This is a genomic window from Desulfosporosinus metallidurans, from assembly GCF_001936615.1.
In the GTDB taxonomy this organism is placed as follows: Bacteria; Bacillota; Desulfitobacteriia; order Desulfitobacteriales; family Desulfitobacteriaceae; genus Desulfosporosinus; species Desulfosporosinus metallidurans.
In genome coordinates this window covers 75,536-93,865 of sequence record NZ_MLBF01000005.1, presented here as the reverse complement: position 1 = coordinate 93,865, position 18,330 = coordinate 75,536, and the positions used below count along the sequence as shown (strand labels likewise).

Genomic DNA, 18,330 nt, shown 5'->3' with positions numbered 1-18,330 from the left:
TAAGAAGAAAAACAAGCCCTGGACAAATTTCCGATCAAAGAAACTAGGGAAATTATCAACACTTTGGTTAGACCAGGGTGGCTTTTATGTAGGTTGGAAAGTTGCTAAGATATCATTTCAATACCTGTTTGAATGTTTGCAAAGAGTTATTCGCTTATAAAAAGATTGTGAAGACTATTCCACTAAAGGCTCCAACACAAAGACTTATAATAAATCCTGGTTTTCGCGTCATTTTAAGTGATTGTAGCAGAAGCTCATGCCAACTGACGTAAAATATTGTTCCAATGGCTATACCGAACAAACTGGATAGAAGTGCAGGATTGACTCGTTGGAAACTTGAACCGAACAGTGCTCCTAAGCCCGCAGGGAGGGACACTATTGCTGCTATGATGGGGATAATACTTCCGCCAAGACCTCCAAAAATTAAAGGAAGTGAAATTGCAAATCCCTCGGGAAGATTATGAAAGAGCATTATCGTTGCAAGAGCCAATCCGATCTCACTGTCATTCGTCAAACCGGCACCCATGGCAAACCCTACAGGGAAATTGTGAATTGCCACACCGAGTGCAAGAAGAATACCCGATCGGATAAACTGGGAACGACGGGGATTGTCTGTAATGATTACAATTCGGTGAAAGAAATGCTCTATGCGTGCAATGACCAATATACCAATGAGAATACCGATTAGGGTTGGAATAATACCTCCTGTGGCAATGCTTTCAGGTAAAAGTTCTAATCCCAAGACGGTTATTATCATACCCGAGCATCCAGCAAATAATAATCCGATGATTTTATCAGCACGTCGACCAATTGCATAGGCCGCAACCCCCCCCAATCCAATACCCACGCCTCCAACTCCCAACCCAATGAGTGTTGAGAAAAGTAGCTTATTCATGGTTAGATTCCCCCGCTCTTTCAAAAACTAACTCTTTAAGGATATGGGGGGATTCTTTGGATATGTCTGTAACACAGAGCGGTGTGTGAACAAAGTGTGAATCTTTTGTTAAAGGTTTATGGTTATAGAAAATGTTAATATTCTGTGAAATTTAAATGTGTTGAGAAAAAGGTACATTCTATGGCATATGATGGGATTAAAATCATGGGTACAATATTTAACTTTTTAAGCTTGAGAAAGTGATTTATAGAATGGAGAGGAGATTTTGAATATTCAGAGAGGGGTTTTTATCTCGCTCATTGTAGGTTTAGGTATTGTCATACTGCTTAGTGGGTTTGCGATCTATAAAGAATATGAAGCGAGGTTGGCGGCGAGGCAAGTGGTTCTACGTTATTACGAAGATTTTCAATCTGGAGACGATGAGTCAATTTATGAACTTTTACATCCAGAGAGCCGTAATAAGCTAGGAAAAGAAAATATTATGGTCTGGATGGAGCAGCTTAGAGAAACGATAGAACTCGAAAACTTTGAGATTAAGAATATACAGTTAAAGGATACCATTAGAATTGGTGAAAATTCTGTTGATGGGATAAGCGTTCAGGTCTCAGAAACTAATCGTGATCTTTATACTTCGGAAATTCTATCCAGCGAGATTCAATATCTTCTTTTACGGAATGTTCAAGGTGAATACCACATTTATTTTGATCAAAGACGAGTTTTAAGTTCCATGGCGAAAAATCATATCATCATTGGAGCAATGTACATAGATGGTATGGGGAAAGATAAGGATTTATCCAAAGGAACTGAGCATTTTCAAAAAGCGTTAGAGATCGACCCAACACTTATCGAAGCCCATTATTCACTAGGAACGGCTTATTTGGCGAACAGAGAGTGGGAACAGGCTATTGTAGAGGAAGAAGCTTATCTAACAAATTCCCAGGACGATGAGGGCAGAGGGGAAGCCTATAATATAATAGGGTTAGCCTATCAGGAGATGGGAGATAGAGCGAAAGCCAGAGAGGCTTTTGAAAAGGCAGTCCAGCTAAACCCTGAGAGTCCCTTTGCTCTAAACCACCTCAATGAGCTTATCAACGGATAAACGATGTAGTCATCTGCTCCAATGTCCAGCCCCATGATACGTTTGCCATCATCCCCCTTGGCAGTAATCATAATGATTAGACATTCGAACTTCTGCGGATTTCCTGGCAAACATCAAGTATATTTTCCTACTTCGTAGGGGAATAGTCCTTGAATTTATTGACAAGTATTTATATATTAATATATTATAAGATCAATAAGTATTAATGGGTGGTCAAATTTAAGCTGGCGTCCTGTAAGTTTGGAACGAGCCAAGTATTCTTAGGTAAACACTTGGAAATGAAATGGAGGTAAGGAAAGCTTAATGCAGAAAAATGAGAAAAAACTTCGATCTGTCCCTAAAATTATTATTCCTATTCTAATCATTACAGTAATAGTAGGGATTTTTATCCTAAAAGGCAGTCAGGAAAAGCCCATGGCAGCTAACACTGGCGACTTCGATCTTGAAGCAACAGCGATCGACCTAAAACAGCTAAAGTCCTATGGTTTACCGATTGTGATTGATTTTGGTGCAGATTCATGTGTTCCCTGTAAAGAAATGGCCCCGGTACTTAAGAAACTTAATCAGGAGATGCAGGGCAAGGCCATTGTGAAGTTTGTAGATGTTTGGAAAAATAAAACTGCAGCGGATGATTTTCCTGTACAGGTAATCCCAACCCAGTTTTACTTTGATAAAGAGGGCAATCCCTTTGTGCCTAAAGATGCCGACGCTATGCAAATGATGTTGTATTCCACTAAGGATACCAATAAACACGTTTATACTGCCCATCAAGGAGGTATGACAGAAGAACAACTTAGAGCTGTACTAAAGGAGATGGGTGTTGAATGATCAATCAATGGCTTGATCTTCTTTCAACCCTTATCTCTCATAGTATGTGGGTAGCTCCATTGCTTGCTTTGCTAGCGGGATTGTTAACTTCATTAACCCCTTGCTCCTTATCAAGTGTTCCCCTGGTCATAGGATATGTGGGTGGCACTGGAAACAATGACACTAAAAAGGCCTTTCGGCTTTCACTTACCTTTGCGGCAGGCTCAGCCGTCACTTTTACTATACTAGGAACAGTATCTTCACTAGTCGGTAAACTAATGGGAACATCCTCTTCCTGGTGGTATCTTTTACTGGGTGTGCTGATGGTGTTAATGGCTATGCAAACATGGGAAATTTACAATTTCATTCCGTCAACCTATCTGATGGCAAGGAACACCAGAAGGGGGTACATTGGAGCATTTATAGCTGGAATATTAGGGGGGGTGTTTTCATCCCCCTGTGCAACGCCAGTACTGATTACACTGCTTGCTGTTGTAGCAGAAAAAGGCAGTTTGATGTGGGGCGTTGTTCTGTTATTGCTCTATTCAGTCGGTCATAGTGGCCTAGTGCTTGTTGCAGGAACATCAATTGGTTTTGTAAGAAATATGACTTCAAGCAATAGGTATGGTACCTTCAGCAAGGTTTTAAGAATTGTAATGGGCGGTGTAATTCTGCTCTTAGCATTTTATATGTTCTATTTAGGATTTTAAAGGCCAATGTATAAACAGAGTTCCAATATTTTATTTTTGCTTTGTTTAAAATGTAACAGGTTTTGACACGATTGTTGGTTAAGATACTATTGTACCCGGTGAAAAATACATTGAGGTTACAAGGAGGTTATTAATGCATGAAAAAGAAACTTGCTGCAGGGGTGCTAAGTGTTGTGTTACTAGTAGGAGGAGCCACGGCAACGATCGCTGCCACCGATTCGTCAAAGCTCGCTGAGATCAAGAGCTTGACCCAGCAAATGTTGGGGATTCAAAAGCAAATAGCAGACAAAGAAGTTGAGGCTGGTATCATTACTCAAGTACAGGCTGACGCTATGAAGAGCTCTATTGACTTGCACCAACAATACAGTGAACAGGCTATAGCGAATGGTCAGGTTTTCGGTCCAGGTATGGGGGGGATGCGTGGAGGCATGATGTATAATAACGGTCAACCCATGACGGATGATCAGATTAAAGCCTGGGACAGCGCAGCTCAAGCTCGCCTGCAAGTACAGGCTCAGGCTATGAAGGCGAACGGCTTGACGGATGAGCAGATTAAGGCTTGGAGCGATGCCATGCAAGCTCAAATTAAAGTTCAAGAAGAGGCGCTGAAGAAGGGTACCTTCGTTTCCGGAGGCATTGGAATGTGCGGCGGCGGTATGGGCGGTGGCAGAGGTATGCATGGCGGCAATAGGGGTTACTTTGGGGTGCCAAATGTGACTACTCCTAGCAGCTCAAGCGCAACAACAAACTAATTTCAACGTAAACCCTAACTTACAAAACGTTTGCAGATACCGGTACATTAGTTTTTCATCCATGAACCCTTTTAGTATCTAAGAACCTCCGAAACAGCTTGTTTTGGGGGTTCTTTAGTGAATCATATTGACAGTATTCGATATGAAATATATTATAAACATATCAACGATAATCGATTTGAGGTGATAAATTTGGAGATTAACTATGAAGCCAACGCAAAGATATTTAAAGCACTTGGCGATCCTAATCGATTGATGATCCTAGAAAAGTTACAAATCAGAGAGAGGTGTGCCTGCGAAATCCTAGAAGATCTGAATATTTCGCAACCCACCTTATCCCACCACATGAAGATGTTGTGTGATTCGGGACTAGTTGGTAGCCACCGTCATGGAAAATGGATTTACTATTCCTTAAGCAAAGAGGGCTGTGACGCAGCAAAAAACTTGCTTAATGAAATTACAATGATAAGGCATAATCATAGCAACGAGAGAAAGCTGAGATATGACTGTTGAGATATCTACATAGTTATATGTGTTTGTATTTAGGAAAGGGTGTTATAATAAAAACTAAAATACATTAAACAAGGATGAGTAATCATGAAAAATAGAGCAGATTTTTTCAAAGCATTAAGTGAAGAGACACGGTTGAGAATGTTAGAAATTATAGCTGAGGAAGAATTGTGCAATTGTCAGATCATGGAAAGGCTTAATATATCCCAATCTTTGGTCTCACATCATATAAAAACTTTAAAACAAGCCGGTATCATTGATGAAAGGCGTAATGGTAAATGGACATATTACACAATAAACATCGAAAATACAGAGGCTTATTTAGTATCACTGTGTACTAAATTAGTTAATAAAGAGGATATAAAACACATTAAAAAACATGATCCTTATGAATGCGAGCAATTACAACATAATCAGCAAAAAACTTAGACGTGAGTTTTGAAAGTTAACAAAATGCTATTTACAAGGGATTCTTTTTGATGTAACATATTAATACACGTACATGTGTTAATGTAATGGGGAGAGGTGAGACTATGAAAATTGGAATTGTAGCCTGTTCGGGTGCGTCTAACACTGGAATTCTTACGACAAAAGCTTCACTCAAAGCACTTTCCAAAGATGAGAATTTAGGTATTGTCTGCGCTATGGGTATACCCCTCGGACTAGAGAACATTGTCACTAATGCCAAGAAACATGACAAATTTATTGCCCTCAATGGTTGTGAACTCCAGTGTGCGACAAAGGCTTTAGCTACTATTGAATTAAAACCGGACCAAAATGTGGTTTTAACTAAAGATTTGAACATTGCTAAAAACAAGAATTATGATGAAGAGACACACTTGGAAGAAGTCGTAGAATTTGTTTTGGACGCAGCTCGTAGCTTAAAGGAGGAGTAGGGATGAATTCATATCAAGATTATGCTAAAAGACTACAAAATATTTTGACTATTGAGTCCCAACCTATTGCTGCTAGATTTGTGAAACAAGAAGATGCCGTGCTTAAAGACTATGATGGACAAAGTAAACTTAGATATTGTCAGGCGCTTTATAGGGCAAGGCGGGGTGAAAAGGTTTACGTTAATGCCGAAAATATTGTCTGTCCGGCATCAGCGGCCGCTTTCGGTCTGAAACCCCTGCCGGAGAAACTAGCCTCGGGAGAGATGATGTCAAGTCTGGGGTTGTTTTATAACAAAGAAGCTGCGGCTAGGGTTATGAGCCAGATGCCTAGACTTCCTATGGGTGAGTATAAGGGAGTCTTAGTTTCCCCACTGGCAGAGTGTGATTTTGAGCCACAAGTTATTATTATAGAGTCGCAGCCCGAACATCTTATGTGGGTAGCATTAGCCTCGATTTTTAAAACTGGTGACCGTCTACAGTTCGATTCCGGTATTTTCCAAGCCACTTGTATTGATTCAACCTTAACGCCATTTGTACAAAATAAAGTAAATAGCAGTCTCGGTTGTTATGGCTGCAGAGAGGCAACTGATTTAGAAGACGGAGAGTGCCTGATTGGCTTTCCTTCCACAAAACTACAGGAAATTGTGGAGAACTTAGAAATGTTGCTCCAGAAAGCCATTCCTCGTGTTCGTGGTAAAGGGGTTTTTAAATCAACGTTTTCGGCACAATGCGATAGTTAGAGGTCAGGGTATTCAGCACGAGTAGTTGCAGTCGTTATTACACAGGGGAAATTTGTGATTTGAATTTTGTAACGGATATTAATTAAATATCCGTTACAGTAGAAAAAACGTCAAGGAAGGTTTCAAAAATTTGAGGGAGGTCTTACCATGGATTTTAAAGAAATGATGGAAAACTTCAAAAAGGAAAACGGAGAAATCCCGAAACCCCTAGAGCTGCTCGGACAGCTCGATGAAAGCCTGGTTGTAAACCATATGACCGACATGATGTTCACTTATTCTAAGGAAGCGATACCCCAAAAGTACAAAGTGTTGATCGCTTTGTCGGCAGCCATCGCCCTCGGTTCCCAACCCTGCATATTGAATTATACAATGCGTGCCAAGATGGCTGGGGCATCTGTCCAGGAAATCATGGAAGCCTTTGCAATTGCTAAGTTCTCTAAGGCAGGAACAACCCTGTCAAGCTCACTTCCTGCCCTTGAATGGCTTGTCAACAACAAATAAGATAATTCCTCCTTAATGGGGGTGTGTGAAAACTCAATCCCCAAAATTCTAAGTGGTTACAACAATTAAAAAAGCGTTCTCCTTTCACTTTTAAAGTGAAGTGAGGACGTTTTTGTTTTGATGTTATAGAAGTAAAAGTGGGGATATGAAAACAACATAAATAAGTTTTAGCATAGCCTCATATAGTAATATAAAAATATTTTAGTTTCATGGAAATTAGTTGATATATAATAGTAGAGAGGTTTTTAGGTCAAAGGATTGCGGAAGTTAACAACTTTGATGGAGGAAAAAAGTATGTTCGAAAACAATAAAAGCGTGCTGTGCCTCGTCACCTGTCCTGGCGGTTCCAATGTTTCTTTATTGGCCTATAAGGCCGCAACCTTACTAGAAAAGGAGGGAAACGGAAAATTTGTGCGACTGGGCGGTGAACAATTCAAAGAGAAGGATCTAAAGAGGTTGGCTGATGCGGCAAAGTATGCGAAACAGTGGGTACTCATCGAGGGATGCATCAAAGGATGCGGCAAGAAGGTTCTCGACGGTGCAGGGATCGAAGTAGATAAGCACTTTTTAGTGACTAGTCTTGGTATCGAACGGGAAAACAAAATCGACTATACGGATGAGGAGTTAGAACAGGTTCTAACAGCTATTAAGGCCATGCTTGATTAGAACCTGTTAAGTTGTTCGGTGGTAGGGGGTATATCTGGAGCCAATTGGGGCTACTTTGGAGCGCCAACACTTTAAAAATCGTGTGGTAGGAGGTTAGATCTATCTCCCACTCGAACTTTAATTTTCATTTAAGTTAGGCAGTCTTATCTTTATAGTCGAGAGAGTTCCCAAGTTGCCCCAATTCATCCTTGCGGTTGACTCCAGTCCGCGCGGAAAAGCGTGGAGATCTGTTTTCAAGGTGCGATTGTGAACGGGCGTTGCTCTCGTCGCCTTTAAACTAGGTAAATATGATAGCATACTAATATTAATTCATAAAGGTAAGTGGCATTGGTCAAGGATGACGGTTACCCCTTTATTGCGACTACTTGCGAACAAACGTTCCATACCCGGAGCGAAACAATTTCAGCACCCTAGCTAACGGAGATTCAACCTGAGAACTTCATTGAGATGAATAATGAGGAAGGGGAGAAACTCTGGCTGAAAGAGGGCGACTTAGTTAAAGTGAGCGGGCCAAGTAATAGAGATGGGTTAATATCAGGGTTAATCTTACTGATTGTAGCTGCGAAAGTTGAATTTTGATATTAATTCTAGTTAAGAAATTTGATTGCAACTGAAGACAGTAGATTTAAACTAACTCTAAACATTCTTTCATCAACCATAAATTTTGGGCTATGGATTGGGGCAGGATTTCCCGTACCAACATAGAAAAAACAAGCAGGAACTTCGTGTGAATAGAATCCGAAATCTTCAGCGCCAAGCGTTGGCTTATCCGTAATCCGCACTAATTCCTTCAGGTCAAATTCAGGAGGTAGTTGTAGATCTAAATCATCTTTAATATCCTGACATCTTTCAATAGCCAGTTCTTTCACATAATCAGCCATTTCGTTATTATTAAATACGGCTGGATAGCCTTCTTTAAAAATAAATTCGCATTCTCCGCTCATACCCTCTGCTACTGATTTTGCTATTTTTTCAATATTGGTTTTAATGATTTCTCTTGTATCTTTTGACATGCATCTTATCATTCCGACCATTTCCACCAGATCAGGAACAATATTGGGAGCTGTACCTCCATTAATCTGTCCCACAGAAAAGGTTGCCGTTTCGAGGGGATCTATTTGTCTTGAGACTATTGACTGAAGAGCAGTAATAATATTGGCAGAAATTACTATAGAATCTACCCCTTGTTGCGGTTTGGATGTATGGGCTTGCTTTCCTTTAACTCTTAATATGAACCTATCGGAATAAGCCATTATATTTCCATAGCCGACTTCAATGGTTCCTAAAGGCATTTCTTTTACATGCAATCCGAATATTGCATCTACATCCGGTTTAATTAACGCCCCCTCTTTTACCATTTCACGGCCTCCCCCGCCGTTTTCTTCAGCAGGCTGAAAAATGAACTTAATGGTTCCACTAAGTTCATTTTTAATTTCAGATAATATCATAGCTACTCCCAGAAGGTTAGCTGTGTGGCAGTCATGACCGCATGCATGCATGACACCCGCATTTACTGATTTAAATGGCAAGTCATTATCTTCATCTAAAGGGAGCGCATCCATATCTGCTCTAAGGGCTAGAGTTTTTCCGGGTCTACTGCCCTTTAGTATGCCAATTACACCGGTTTTCCCTATACCACTCTGGACTTCGATACCTAATTCCTCTAACTTGCTTGCAACTAATTCGGATGTCCTCTTTTCCTGAAAACTCAATTCAGGATGCATATGGATATCCCTGCGTATTTCAATAACATTGTGTTCATATTTGTTTACCAACTGTCTTATTTTATCATTAGTAATACTTGACATAATATTCCTCCTCTATTTTTGAGATATATCCATCTTTTTGAGCATGACCAATTGATATGGATAAATGTTAAATAAGTTAACAAGCAAATATCATGCCAAACTAGCGAAGGCATAATCTACTGGACACGATTTCTTTGAAGAGATTTTAAATGGGTAAAGAATAGGTTGAATATATAACCAATTTAACCTATTCCTTACCCATTTAAAGTGATATTGAAGATTTCAAATGACTATTTCCAAGCACATGTTATTATGAGTAATCGAAGATATAAAAAAGGATTTTCAAAAAAACTGTTTTCATTTAATAATTGGTATGGTTTTTGCATTTTATATTACTTTAAGAATAATGACTTGTATGGATTTATATTCCGAATAACATTTCTCGAAGGAGATGATTAGACAATGCCGTTTCAACTCGTCATGGCACAATTGGTTTCGCTTGACGACAAGCATGTCAATCTTAAGAAGGCAGAAAATGCCGTGAAGTACGCTAAGCAAATTCATGGTGCTGACATCGTTGTGTTTCCGGAAGTATTTATGAGCCATTTTCCCATAGGCACGCCAAAGGACATTTCTCTAAAGGATGCTGAGCCGGTAGATGGACCATTTGTAGGCGGCATGTGTAAGCTTGCTCTTCAATATGGAGTTTGGCTTGTATTTGGTATGCGTGAGGCAACGGAAGAGCCAAGTGACGAGCGGGTGTACAACACAACCGTGATCGTCTCGTCGGAGGGTTCAGTCATCAGTACTTATCGGAAGACCCATTTGTTCGATGCATTTGGCTACAATGAATCGAAGAACATCAAACCGGGGGATGCACTGTTTGAACCAATATCGACACCTTTTGGTAAGCTTGGATTGTTTGTTTGCTATGAGCTCAGGTTTCCGGAAATTGCGCGTTATCAAGCTATACATGGTGCAGAAATTATCATTGTTCCTTCCGGATGGGTGCATGGACCTATGAAAGAATATCATTGGAGGAATTTAGTGACCGCAAGAGCAATTGAAAATACGGTATACATGGTAGCATGCGGTAAAGTGAGTGACAATTTCTATATCGGACAAAGTTTGATTGCAGATCCGATGGGCGTGATCATGGTGTCCGGTCCTGAAACGGAAGCATTGATTCCGTGTCGCATCGATCTAGGTAGGATCAAAGGAGTAAGGGCAAAGCTTCCGTCTTATCTACATAGAAGGCCTGAACTGTACACGTCTATGAATAAATAATAATTTCGAGGAGATGCAATTATGGAAAAAGTGAAGACACAGCAAACCTTTCATGAACGAATTAATTCCGCTAAACTGACTGTGGCCGTATTTAAGACAACCTGGTGCAAGGACTGCCATTATATTAATCACTTCATGCCAGAAGTGGAAACCGTATATGCAGATCGACTTCAATTTTTAGCGGTTGATCGCGATGATTTGCCAGAGCTATGCGAGCAATATAATATTTTAGGAATTCCAAGCTTTATTGCATTTCGGGAGGGCAAAGAGTTGGAACGGTTTGTGAGTACACTGCGAAAGACACGAGATGAGATCGAACAGTTTTTGAACAGCTCTTTGCAGACGGAACGCAACTTTGAATAGGAGGAGTCCGCTATGAGAGAAACGAATTTTATGAAAGAAATGAGTTGGACAGCTTTTGTTGAAAAAAAGAAACAAACGAATGTAGTTATTATTCCTACAGGAGCTTTCGAAGTTTACGGACCGCATCTTCCACTGGGATCGGACACCCTGGTTGCAGTCAAACTCGCTGAGATGATATCGCACAGGGTGAATGCGCTAATCGGTCCTACATTGGAGGTTGGCGATTCCGCAATGTTGGATGAATTTCCGGGAACGATTACGATAAGACCGGAGAGCTTCAAGGAGTATTTGTTGGATATAATAAATAGTCTAATACGATGGGGATTTAAGGATTTTCTTTTTATTAATGCGCATGCCGGCAACGTTCCCATGATCAATCAAATTGCGTATATGTTGAGAAACCATGAAGAAATCCGACGTGCCCAAATAGATTTCTGGCGTTTTGTCAAAGCGCATGATCAGGGGATTCTCGAGTCCGGTGAAACCGCGCACTCTCATGCCAGTGAAGCAGGAACTTCGATCCTAATGTATCTGTACCCAGAACTTTGCGATACAGATAAATGGGTGAATGAGCCCAAAAAAATCAGAGACGAGTTTCCAGAGATTATAAAATACGGAAAACTTTCTTCAAATACACAATCAGGTACAGTCGGAAATGCGATGCTGGCGACAAAAGGAAAGGGTGAAGTACTTGTTCAACGATCCCTCGATCGTATTGTGGATTTTTTGGAAACGAACTGGGGTATCAACCAAGTAAAAAGCTGAACTCCATAAATATTTCTCTTAGAAATTTATGGCAAGAAAAAGGATTCAACTGTCGCCTCGCGTATGTGCGGAGAATTGATTTTAAGTGGGATAGCGCCGGAAAACCGTATCACAAGTAACTGTAAAAAACTGACTGGACCCTGATTGAAAGCGGGGTTCAGTTATTTTTGCTTTAAAAGGTTCAAATCTTGTCCCTTAACTCAGAATGTTTACTATACTATTAAGCTCAGGAAGTGTAGACTAATACTTGGGAAGCTTACTTCTAGCCTTAAAATCTAATGAGTATATTCAAGAATGCGGGTGTATCTTATGAAAACTATTGGCATAATTATTGACTCAAATGCAAAACTCGCAGTTTTTTTAATGGAGAATTTGAAAATTATATTTAGGGACTATGTCGCAATAAATAGCTATTTCCTCAAAGAGTTAAGTGATGGAGATTTAATAAGAGATGACGTTATTTTAGCTATGTCCAAAGAAAGGGCTGTAGAAGCTAAAAGATATATAAGCAATAGTGAAAATATTATTGTAATACACCGTACCATCAAGGATAAAGAGGCTTATAGTATTTTTACCATACCTAAAAATACAAAGGTACTAGTAGTTAATGATACAAAAGAAACAACACTGGAAACAGTATCCCTTCTTTATCAGATTGGAATTAATCATTTAAATCTAATACCCTATGAAGAAGGTGGAAATTACAGTGATATTAAAATTGCCATAACTCCAGGAGAAAGTGATAGAGTTCCAGTAGATATACAAAAAATAATTGATACAGGTAACAGATATATTGATATATCAACATTTATTCAGATTATTAATAAGCTTAGCATTGATAATAAAGAGATTAGAAGTAGACTAATAAAATACTCTGAGACCATAATAACACTTGATAATGGTATAAAAAGCCAATACAAGGAATTATATATAAAAAATGAAGAGCTTGATATGGTATTGAATCTTTCAAATGAAGGCATTTTGCTTATGAATAATGATAATAAAATATCATTGAGTAACAAGAGGTTTAAAGTTATGTTTAATATAGATGAGGAAATTGCTGATAAAAAAATTGATATGCTATTTAGCAAAAAAATAAAAGATATATTGTATAAAGAGAATCTTATTGATGAGCTTATGGAATTTAATAATAAATTTATTATTATTAATAAACATAAAATCGATTATCTTGGGGAAAATGCAGGTTACTATTATAATTTTCAGGAAGTAACCTATATAAAACAGCTTGAACAAAATTTAAGTAAAAAATTAAGGGATAAGGGGTTTATAGCAAGATATAGTTTTGATTTTATAAAGACTAACTCAAGATTTATGGTGGAATGCGTCGAATTGGCCAAGAAAATTGCCCTGTCAGACCTCACTGTATTTATTACAGGAGAAAGTGGGACCGGTAAAGAACTTTTTGCACAGTCGATACACAATTTTTCGAAAAAATGTAAACAACCTTTTGTTGCCGTAAACTGCGCTGCTTTTAATGAAAGTCTACTTGAAAGTGAGCTTTTTGGTTATGAAGGTGGGTCTTTTACAGGAGCACTTAAAGAGGGTAAAGTTGGACTATTTGAACTGGCAAATAACGGCACAATATTCCTAGATGAAATTGGAGACATGCCTCTTTCGCTACAAACAAGACTTTTAAGAGTTCTTCAGGAAAGACAGGTTATGCGAATAGGCTCACAAAGGGTTACAAATATTAATATTCGAGTTATTGCTGCAACTAATAAAAATATATTTGAAATGGTACAAAAAGGCTTATTCAGAGAAGATTTGTTTTATCGAATTAATGTACTTCCCATTAACATCCCACCGCTTAGGAAAAGACAGGAGGACATAATCCCTCTCTTACAATATTTTATAGGAAGGTCTAATAAATTGGAGCTTACGGATGAGGTGAATTCCCTTTTATTAAATTATAATTGGCCGGGTAACATCAGGGAACTTGAGAATGTAGCCTCCTATATTGCACTAATGAATGAAGAGAAGGCAACTTTAGATAAGCTACCATATTATCTATTACTCCAAAAAAATAGCTTTGAAAAAGAATTGACAGTAATAGAAGGAAGTTTCAGTATTACAAAAGGTTTAGAAATAATAAAAATGGTTGACCAATGTAAAAGCATTGGAAGAAAAAGTATTGAAAATTCCCTCAGAGGCTTTGATATAAACACTAGTGAAAGTGAAATAAGAAGGATACTGTTATGTTTAAATAGTTTAGGTATCGTATCATCTAATGTTGGAAGAAAAGGTACTGAAATAACTGCGTATGGAAAAGCTTTTATGAAATGGATTGAAAATAGGACAAATATATAACCAATTTAACCAATATTAAGTGCTCCATGATCACGAATATAAAATTTCAGAAATTCAAAAGTAATAAAAGGACCGAGGCCTCGGTCCTTTTATTACTTTTGAAAATGTATAAGTTTTTAGGGATTCCCATTTAATTGCTCTAAAATAATCTTATTATAAGTCTAACTAGAAAGTTAATTTTTTGGCATGATATTTGCATTTAAAATTATGAACTACTATCGTTGAGTCAATAACAGATATTACCATATTGATTTGACTGTTGAAATGGAGGATGAATAATGCAATTGCAAAACTATTTTGAAGAGTTTAGGGCTAATACCATCGGCTATGATCAAGTTTTTAAGACGCATTACGGCAATGTCAAGATGGTGTATGCAGATTGGACTGCTAGCGGTCGGATGTATGGCCCTATTGAGAATACAATTATTAATAATTTCGGACCTTTTGTTGGAAATACCCATTCCGAATCAAGTGAGACAGGAATGTTAATGACACAGGCTTACCATTTTGCACATCAGAGGATAAAAGAGCATGTCAAGGCCGATGAAAATGATGTAATCATTACGACGGGTTCTGGAATGACCGGTGTTATCAATAAACTACAGCGAATAATGGGGCTTAAGATAAGTGAAAAACTGCGTCCATTTGTAAACATCCCGGAAGAGTTAAAGCCTGTAGTGTTCATCACCCATATGGAACATCACTCCAATCAGACTTCGTGGATCGAGACTATATCAGATGTAGAGGTAATAAGTCCTGACCGAAACGGATTGATTGACCTTAAAAATCTGGACAAATTATTAAAAAAGTACAGTACCCGTAAACTCAAGATAGGATCTTTTACTGCATGCTCTAATGTAACAGGAATTCAGACTCCATATCATAAAATGGCCAAGCTGATGCATCAGAACGGGGGGATTTGTTTTGTAGATTTTGCAGCATCCGCCCCCTATATTCATATCGATATGCATCCCGCTGACCCTGAAGAAAAATTAGATGCCATATTCTTTTCACCACACAAGTTTTTAGGCGGTCCTGCAACATCAGGTGTGCTTGTATTTGATTCGAGACTATATTCAAATAATATACCGGACGATCCGGGTGGCGGCACCGTAGATTGGACAAACCCATGGGGAGGACATAAGTATTCTTCTGACATAGAAATCCGGGAGGATGGGGGGACCCCTGGATTCTTACAAGCCATAAAGGCAGCACTGTGTCTCGAACTTAAAGATAAAATGAACGTTGAGAATATGCTTAAGAGGGAAAAAGAACTAATGAAGATACTATTCAACGGACTTGACAAGGTTGAAGGACTTCATATTCTTGCAGAAAATATTAGGGATCGTCTTGGTGTATTATCCTTCTATGTAGACACCATCCACTATAATCTTTTGGTAAAAATACTTAATGACCGATTTGGAGTACAGTCAAGAGGAGGGTGTTCCTGTGCCGGGACGTATGGACATTACCTATTTAACATCGATGAAAGTACATCCAATAAAATTACCCACTTTATCGACTCAGGAGACTTATCGAAGAAACCCGGTTGGGTGAGATTATCTATACATCCAATTATGACAGATGAAGAGGTACATTATATTGCAGATGCAGTAAAACAGGCTGTCAATAATATAAAAAAGTGGCACAATGAATATACTTACGATCCTTACTTAAACGAGTTTAAAAGCATTCATTCCCCTGAACAGGAGAATATCGTCAAAGAATGGTTTAAGTTTTAAACAGCAGAAAGACGGAAGGAGCCAACTCTCAAATTAGAGCTGGCTCCTTCTGATAGTTAAGCAAAACTTATTTCGCGATTCTATATCAAATGAGCGAGTAGGGCTAGCCCCATTGCGAAAGTTGAGTTTTATATAGTTATTGAATTCTGGTTAAGAAATTTGACTGCAACAGAAGACAGTAGATTTAAACTAACTTTAAACATTCTTTCATCAACCATAAACTTTGGACTGTGGACTGGGGCTTGATTTCCCGCACCAACATAGAAAAAACAAGCAGGAACTTCGAGTGAATAAAACCCGAAATCTTCAGCGCCAAGCGACGGTTTATCCGTAATCCGCACTAATTCCTTCAGGTCAAATTCAGGAGGTAGTTGTAGATCTAAATCATCTTTAATATCCTGGCATCTTTCAATAGCTAGTTCTTTCACATAATCAGCCATTTCCTTATTATTAAATACGGCTGGATAGCCTTCTTTAAAAATAAATTCGCATTCTCCGCTCATACCCTCTGCTACTGATTTTGCTATTTTTTCAATATTGTTTTTAATGATCTCTCTTGTATTTTTTGACATGCTTCTTATCATGCCAACCATTTCCACCAGATCAGGAACAATATTGGGAGCTGTACCTCCATTAATCTGTCCCACCGAAAAGGTAGCCGTTTCGAGGGGATCTATTTGTCTTGAGATTATTGACTGAAGAGCAGTAATAATATTGGCAGAAATTACTATGGAATCTACCCCTTGTTGCGGGTTGGATGTATGGGCTTGCTTTCCTTTAACTCTTAATATGAACCTATCGGAATAAGCCATTATATTTCCATGGCCAACTTCAATCGTTCCTAAAGGCATTTGTTTGACATGCAATCCGAATATTGCATCTACATCCGGGTTTTTTAGCGCCCCCTCTTTTACCATTTCACGGCCACCGCCGCCGTTTTCTTCAGCCGGCTGAAATATAAACTTAATGGTTCCACAAAGCTCATTTTTAATTTCAGATAATATCATGGCTACTCCTAGAAGGTTAGCTGTGTGGCAGTCATGACCACATGCATGCATGACACCCGCATTTACTGATTTAAATGGCAAGTCATTTTCTTCGTCTAAAGGGAGCGCATCCATATCTGCTCTAAGGGCTAGAGTTTTTCCGGGTCTGCTGCCCTTTAGTATGCCTATTACACCGGTTTTCCCTATCCCACTCCGGACTTCGATACCTAATTCCTCTAACTTGCTTGCCACTAATTCGGAGGTCCTCTTTTCCTGAAAACTCAATTCAGGATGCATATGGATATCCCTGCGTATTTCAATAACATTTTGTTCATATTTGTTTACCAACTGTCTCATTTTTTCATTAGTAATACTTGGCATAATATTCCTCCTCGATTTCAGAGATAGATCCATCTTTATTGAGCATAACCAATTGATATGGATAAATGCTAAATAAGATAACAAGCAAATATCATGCCAAACTAGCGAAGGCATGATTTGCCGGACACGATTTCTTTGAAAAGGTTCTATTTAGGCAAAGAATAGGCTAAATATATAACCAATTTAACCAATTAAATCTTCCCATTTAGTGCGATGTTGAAGTTTTTAAATGACTATTTCCAAGCATATGTTATTTTCATGAGTAATTGAGGGTATAAAAAAGGATTTTCATAAAAACCGTTTTCATTTAACAATTGGTATGGTTTTTGCATTTTATATTACTTTAAGTATAATTTTTAGCCGGGAGGCAGAAGGGTTAACAAACATGACTAAACCGCTTATTGGAATTCTAGGTAGTTTGTTTATTATGGAAGGAGGAATGTTTCCAGGTCTAGAAAGGGCTTATGTAAATAATGACTATGTAGAAGCAGTGGAAAAGGCAGGGGGAGTACCAACAATTATTCCCGTAGTTTTTGATGAAAATGTTATTGAAAACCAAATTAAGAATGTAGACGGAATAGTTCTTTCTGGAGGATATGACATTAACCCACAGTGTTATGGTGAAGAACCTCATCAGAAATTAGAGTTTATTTTTCCTCAAATTGATGAACATCACCTTAAAGTAATAGAGCTTTGTAAAAAATTCAATAAACCATTATTGGGTATATGTAGAGGAATGCAAATAATTAATGTCGCATATGGCGGAACCTTATACCAAGACCTTTCCTATGTTGATGGGTGTTATATCAAACATATGCAAAGTTCAAAAAGAAATGTTTCAGGTCATAATGTTGAAATTATGAAGGATTCATATTTATATAACATTTTAGGAAGCAAAATTATAACCAATAGTTTTCATCATCAATGTATAAAGAAGATTGCCCCAAATTTTAATGTAACAGCAATTGCAAAAGACGGTATAATCGAAGCTATAGAAAGCAAAGAAGATAATTTTATATTGGGAATTCAATGGCATCCGGAAATGATGGTGCCAAATTCTGAAGAAATGCTCAATATATTTAAACTACTAACAAATGTAGCTTCAAAAGAAAAAATTCATAATTGATTCACAATTGGTCTTTTGAAAAGTAGTT

At 38.3% G+C, this 18,330-nt stretch carries 19 protein-coding genes and 1 pseudogene; 16 read left to right on the top strand and 4 right to left on the bottom strand.

The features are described 5' to 3' along the window. Positions 1-154 precede the first annotated feature (154 nt). The gene (locus DSOL_RS05460) at positions 155-895 is read right to left on the bottom strand and encodes a ZIP family metal transporter (protein ID WP_075363862.1); all 741 of its coding nucleotides are present in this window, start codon (positions 893-895) and stop codon (positions 155-157) included. A 481-nt stretch (positions 896-1,376) separates the two neighbouring features. On the opposite strand from DSOL_RS05460, the gene DSOL_RS29710 reads away from it, so the two are divergent. Continuing rightward, positions 1,377-1,994 (top strand): tetratricopeptide repeat protein, encoded by a 618-nt coding sequence (locus DSOL_RS29710; RefSeq protein WP_345788366.1) that lies wholly within the window; start codon positions 1,377-1,379, stop codon positions 1,992-1,994. On the opposite strand, the pseudogene DSOL_RS28700 reads toward DSOL_RS29710, so the two are convergent. Then, positions 1,988-2,109 (bottom strand): annotated as a pseudogene (locus DSOL_RS28700) (DNA-binding response regulator); the annotation flags it as partial. The gene DSOL_RS29710 and the pseudogene DSOL_RS28700 sit on opposite strands and share 7 nt — an antisense overlap. A 188-nt stretch (positions 2,110-2,297) precedes the next feature. Between DSOL_RS28700 and DSOL_RS05445 the strand changes: the two are divergent. The 9 genes from DSOL_RS05445 (at position 2,298) to DSOL_RS05405 (ending at position 7,576) form a co-directional block, all read left to right on the top strand. Continuing rightward, on the top strand, positions 2,298-2,822 hold the full coding sequence (locus DSOL_RS05445) for a thioredoxin family protein (protein WP_075363860.1): 525 nt from the start codon (positions 2,298-2,300) through the stop codon (positions 2,820-2,822). Further along, positions 2,819-3,511 (top strand): cytochrome c biogenesis CcdA family protein, encoded by a 693-nt coding sequence (locus tag DSOL_RS05440; RefSeq protein WP_075363859.1) that lies wholly within the window; start codon positions 2,819-2,821, stop codon positions 3,509-3,511. The genes DSOL_RS05445 and DSOL_RS05440 overlap by 4 nt, the downstream gene beginning before the upstream one ends. 137 nt (positions 3,512-3,648) lie before the next feature. Beyond that, positions 3,649-4,263, top strand: a complete 615-nt coding sequence (locus tag DSOL_RS05435; protein WP_075363858.1) for a DUF2680 domain-containing protein — start codon at positions 3,649-3,651, stop codon at positions 4,261-4,263. Between the two features lie 192 nt (positions 4,264-4,455). After that, on the top strand, positions 4,456-4,776 hold the full coding sequence (locus tag DSOL_RS05430) for an ArsR/SmtB family transcription factor (protein ID WP_075363928.1): 321 nt from the start codon (positions 4,456-4,458) through the stop codon (positions 4,774-4,776). 84 nt (positions 4,777-4,860) lie between these two features. Further along, a complete protein-coding gene (locus tag DSOL_RS05425; protein WP_075363857.1) occupies positions 4,861-5,202 on the top strand; it encodes an ArsR/SmtB family transcription factor in 342 nt (113 codons plus the stop codon). A gap of 104 nt (positions 5,203-5,306) precedes the next feature. Beyond that, entirely contained in the window at positions 5,307-5,669 is a 363-nt protein-coding gene (locus DSOL_RS05420) for a putative zinc-binding protein (protein ID WP_075363856.1), read from the top strand. Between the two features lie 2 nt (positions 5,670-5,671). Continuing rightward, positions 5,672-6,409 carry a DUF169 domain-containing protein gene (locus tag DSOL_RS05415; protein ID WP_075363855.1) on the top strand — a complete coding sequence of 246 codons (738 nt, stop codon included), beginning with the start codon at positions 5,672-5,674 and terminating at the stop codon, positions 6,407-6,409. A 147-nt stretch (positions 6,410-6,556) separates the two neighbouring features. Next, positions 6,557-6,910, top strand: a complete 354-nt coding sequence (locus tag DSOL_RS05410; RefSeq protein ID WP_075363854.1) for a carboxymuconolactone decarboxylase family protein — start codon at positions 6,557-6,559, stop codon at positions 6,908-6,910. Positions 6,911-7,204: 294 nt separating this feature from the next. Further along, positions 7,205-7,576 (top strand): putative zinc-binding protein, encoded by a 372-nt coding sequence (locus tag DSOL_RS05405; RefSeq protein WP_075363853.1) that lies wholly within the window; start codon positions 7,205-7,207, stop codon positions 7,574-7,576. A gap of 587 nt (positions 7,577-8,163) precedes the next feature. On the opposite strand, the gene DSOL_RS05400 is transcribed toward DSOL_RS05405, so the two are convergent. Further along, a complete protein-coding gene (locus DSOL_RS05400) occupies positions 8,164-9,384 on the bottom strand; it encodes a M20 metallopeptidase family protein (protein ID WP_075363852.1) in 1,221 nt (406 codons plus the stop codon). 402 nt (positions 9,385-9,786) lie between these two features. On the opposite strand from DSOL_RS05400, the gene DSOL_RS05395 reads away from it, so the two are divergent. From DSOL_RS05395 to DSOL_RS05375, 5 genes are all read left to right on the top strand, one after another. Beyond that, positions 9,787-10,611, top strand: a complete 825-nt coding sequence (locus DSOL_RS05395) for a carbon-nitrogen hydrolase family protein (RefSeq protein ID WP_075363851.1) — start codon at positions 9,787-9,789, stop codon at positions 10,609-10,611. A gap of 21 nt (positions 10,612-10,632) precedes the next feature. Beyond that, complete coding sequence (locus tag DSOL_RS05390) at positions 10,633-10,974, top strand: thioredoxin family protein (RefSeq protein ID WP_075363850.1); 342 nt, start codon at positions 10,633-10,635, stop codon at positions 10,972-10,974. Between the two features lie 12 nt (positions 10,975-10,986). Next, complete coding sequence (locus tag DSOL_RS05385; protein ID WP_083642329.1) at positions 10,987-11,739, top strand: creatininase family protein; 753 nt, start codon at positions 10,987-10,989, stop codon at positions 11,737-11,739. A gap of 309 nt (positions 11,740-12,048) precedes the next feature. Next, entirely contained in the window at positions 12,049-14,067 is a 2,019-nt protein-coding gene (locus DSOL_RS05380; RefSeq protein ID WP_075363926.1) for a sigma-54 interaction domain-containing protein, read from the top strand. Between the two features lie 278 nt (positions 14,068-14,345). Continuing rightward, the gene (locus tag DSOL_RS05375; protein WP_075363849.1) at positions 14,346-15,809 is read left to right on the top strand and encodes an aminotransferase class V-fold PLP-dependent enzyme; all 1,464 of its coding nucleotides are present in this window, start codon (positions 14,346-14,348) and stop codon (positions 15,807-15,809) included. Between the two features lie 128 nt (positions 15,810-15,937). Here the strand turns inward: DSOL_RS05375 and DSOL_RS05370 are convergent, their stop codons facing one another. Beyond that, a complete protein-coding gene (locus DSOL_RS05370) occupies positions 15,938-17,176 on the bottom strand; it encodes a M20 metallopeptidase family protein (protein ID WP_075363848.1) in 1,239 nt (412 codons plus the stop codon). A 385-nt stretch (positions 17,177-17,561) separates the two neighbouring features. Here DSOL_RS05370 and DSOL_RS05365 point away from each other — a divergent pair, with 385 nt between their 5' ends. Then, positions 17,562-18,302, top strand: coding sequence for a gamma-glutamyl-gamma-aminobutyrate hydrolase family protein (locus DSOL_RS05365; RefSeq protein ID WP_075363847.1), 741 nt, complete (start codon positions 17,562-17,564; stop codon positions 18,300-18,302). Positions 18,303-18,330 lie beyond the last annotated feature (28 nt).